The sequence below is a fragment of the Halomonas sp. SIMBA_159 genome (assembly GCF_046536035.1).
GTDB lineage: Bacteria > Pseudomonadota > Gammaproteobacteria > Pseudomonadales > Halomonadaceae > Vreelandella > Vreelandella venusta_A.
Genome location: NZ_JAWJBT010001305.1, coordinates 1 through 245 on the forward strand (window position 1 = coordinate 1; position 245 = coordinate 245).

Consider the following 245-nt stretch of genomic DNA (forward strand, 5'->3'; position numbering starts at 1 on the left):
TCGGGAGGCCGCGTCAGCGTGCTGAATCGGCGACGGCGGCCGCGAAGGGAGTCGCCGGGGAGGCGAGCACCTCGGCGACGGCGGCATCCTGAACGATGCGCCCGGCCTGCACGATCACCAGCCGCTCCGCGAGAGCCTGGGCGTCGAGGATGCCGTGCGAGACGAGGATCGTCGTGGTGGCTCCGCGCTGTTCGCGCACGACCTCGCGCAGCTGGGCCGCGGCCTCGACGTCGAGCGAGGTGAAC

Annotated in this window: 1 pseudogene; it reads right to left on the minus strand. The window is 73.1% G+C overall.

What is annotated here, in order from left to right:
• Window positions 1–13: 13 nt before the first annotated feature.
• A pseudogene (locus R0J87_RS23475) lies at window positions 14–245 on the minus strand (hypothetical protein); the annotation flags it as partial.